We start from the raw sequence: 1,892 nt of genomic DNA, 5'->3' as shown, positions 1-1,892 counted from the left end.
GCGATAGCGACTGCATGTTCTTGGCGGATTTCTCGAACTCCTGCAAGTTCTCCTCGCTGTTGTCGAGGAAGAGGTACTGGTTGTAGATATGGTTGCAGGGCAGCAGCAGTCCCACGGGCGCTGCGAACGACAGGCGGCAGTCGGAGCGGTCGGTGGAGAGCCGTTCGTAGCGGATGTCGGTGCCCACCTTGGCGGGCAGGTCGCCCGGCTCGGAGAGGGTGAAGAGGCACAGGCGGTTGTCGCCCACCCGCATCTCGCACGGCGAGAGGTCGATGTCCTGCAGGCAGGTGTCGCCCTCGGGCAGCAGGGAGAGATATCGCTCGATGATACCAGCCATGTCGTCGGTGCCGACCAGCTCCTCGTCGGAGAGTTTCTTCAGCGTGATGAAGCCCGAGTCGTTCATGATGCGCTCGAACTGCTCCGTAGCCTCCAAGAACTTGCCTGCCGTCTCTTTGTCGACTTCTTTGGGCACGATGTGTCCGCGGCAGAGCGTGGAGAAGTTGCTCTCGCGGCGGTTGCGCTCCTTGGTCGTCTTGGTGAGGCAGAGGTGGCAGGTGTGCTTGAGGTACGGGCGTTCGTTGAAGTGCCGCTCGAAGCTGCGGGAAAGGAAGCTCATGTCCTCCTTTTGCAGGTCGGGGCGGTAGCTTTCCCTAATGAACCAGTCCTGCTTGTGCACGATGCAGAAGTCGGGCAGCACCTTGGCGGCCTTACACCACGCGGCGTGTATCGCCTCGTATTCCTGCGCCGTGACCGTGTAGAGTTCGGGCAGCATCACCGCGAAACAGACCGTCAGGTCGGCATCTTTGGAGATGATGCACCCGCTCTCCACGGCAAGCAGCGGCAGTTTATTCTCCACCGTAGTGGCTTTAAGAATGTTCATCATTTTCGTCTTTCTTTTTAAGTTTCTTGTGTCTGATGATACGGGGAAGGGATTTGCGGTGGAGCAGGTAGCGCGGACGGTTGCGGGCGGCACCGAGCTTCATGAGCCCGTGCGCACCGTACTTGCGGTTCAGGGCGAACGTACCCCACACCAAGGCGTAGGCGGAGACGACCCCGAAGCCGATGCAGAACCACTGGTCGATGCCCGTCATATAGAGGATGACGAACAGGACGAACAGCGTGAGCAGTCCCGCCGCGAAGATGAAAAGGTACTGCGCCTTGAGCCCCTTGAACTCGACCGACGCCCCGATCCCCTTGTTGATTGAAAACTCAGCCATCGTTCCTATTCCTTTCGTCGTTTAGAGGAAGAAGGAACGCAGGATGGTGGCTGCCACGATGAGGAAGATGCAGGCGCCGAACCAAGAGGCGGCGGTCTTCGAGGTATCCAGATCGCCGGACGAGAACTTCGAATAGACTTTCATTCCCCCGATAAGCCCCACCACGGCACCGATGGCGTAGATGAGTTTCGTGGTGGGATCGAAGTACGAGGTCACCATGTTCGTGGCTTGGTTGATGCCTGAAAGGCCGTTGCCCTGCGCAAGGGCGGAAGCGGCAGTAAAAAGCAATACTGCCGAGAGAAATAGTTTTTGCTTGTTGTTCATAAAGCTTCGTTTAGTGACGGGCGTGCATGGAAAACGGTCATACACCGCCCGTCGGGGTTGAATTGAAATTGTCTTACTTAACTTTCTTGTGGATATAGTGGCAGCAGGTGCGCCTTATCCGTAGTCTTTTTCTTTCATTGTCGTTTCTTGTTAACGGGTTATACAAAATCGCGGATATCGAAGTCTTCGATACGCGCGGGCAGGACGAGCGGTTTTGCCTCTGCGGCACGGGCGGTATAGAGGTCGATGACCTCGTTGACCCTGTCGGAGATGCCGGCGAAGCTATCGGTGAGCTTTTGAAAGAGTTCCGTCTCGGCGATGTCCTTGAAAGTCTTGCCGGCGTGGAGCTTT

General features: G+C 57.1%; 3 protein-coding genes and 1 pseudogene. All 4 read right to left on the bottom strand.

The window, feature by feature from the left end:
• Nucleotides 1-883 (bottom strand): TraG family conjugative transposon ATPase (locus tag BN93_RS10725; protein ID WP_044260543.1); only part of this gene is annotated, 883 nt, incomplete at its 3' end.
• The gene (locus tag BN93_RS10720) at nucleotides 867-1,217 is read right to left on the bottom strand and encodes a DUF4133 domain-containing protein (protein ID WP_019188325.1); all 351 of its coding nucleotides are present in this window, start codon (nucleotides 1,215-1,217) and stop codon (nucleotides 867-869) included. The genes BN93_RS10725 and BN93_RS10720, both read right to left, overlap by 17 nt.
• A gap of 21 nt (nucleotides 1,218-1,238) precedes the next feature.
• Nucleotides 1,239-1,541 (bottom strand): DUF4134 domain-containing protein, encoded by a 303-nt coding sequence (locus BN93_RS10715; RefSeq protein ID WP_019188324.1) that lies wholly within the window; start codon nucleotides 1,539-1,541, stop codon nucleotides 1,239-1,241.
• A gap of 158 nt (nucleotides 1,542-1,699) precedes the next feature.
• A pseudogene (locus BN93_RS16910) lies at nucleotides 1,700-1,892 on the bottom strand (hypothetical protein); the annotation flags it as partial.

This window comes from Prevotella conceptionensis 9403948 (assembly GCF_000312305.1).
GTDB lineage: Bacteria > Bacteroidota > Bacteroidia > Bacteroidales > Bacteroidaceae > Prevotella > Prevotella conceptionensis.
This window is presented reverse-complemented; position numbering and strand designations above follow the sequence as displayed.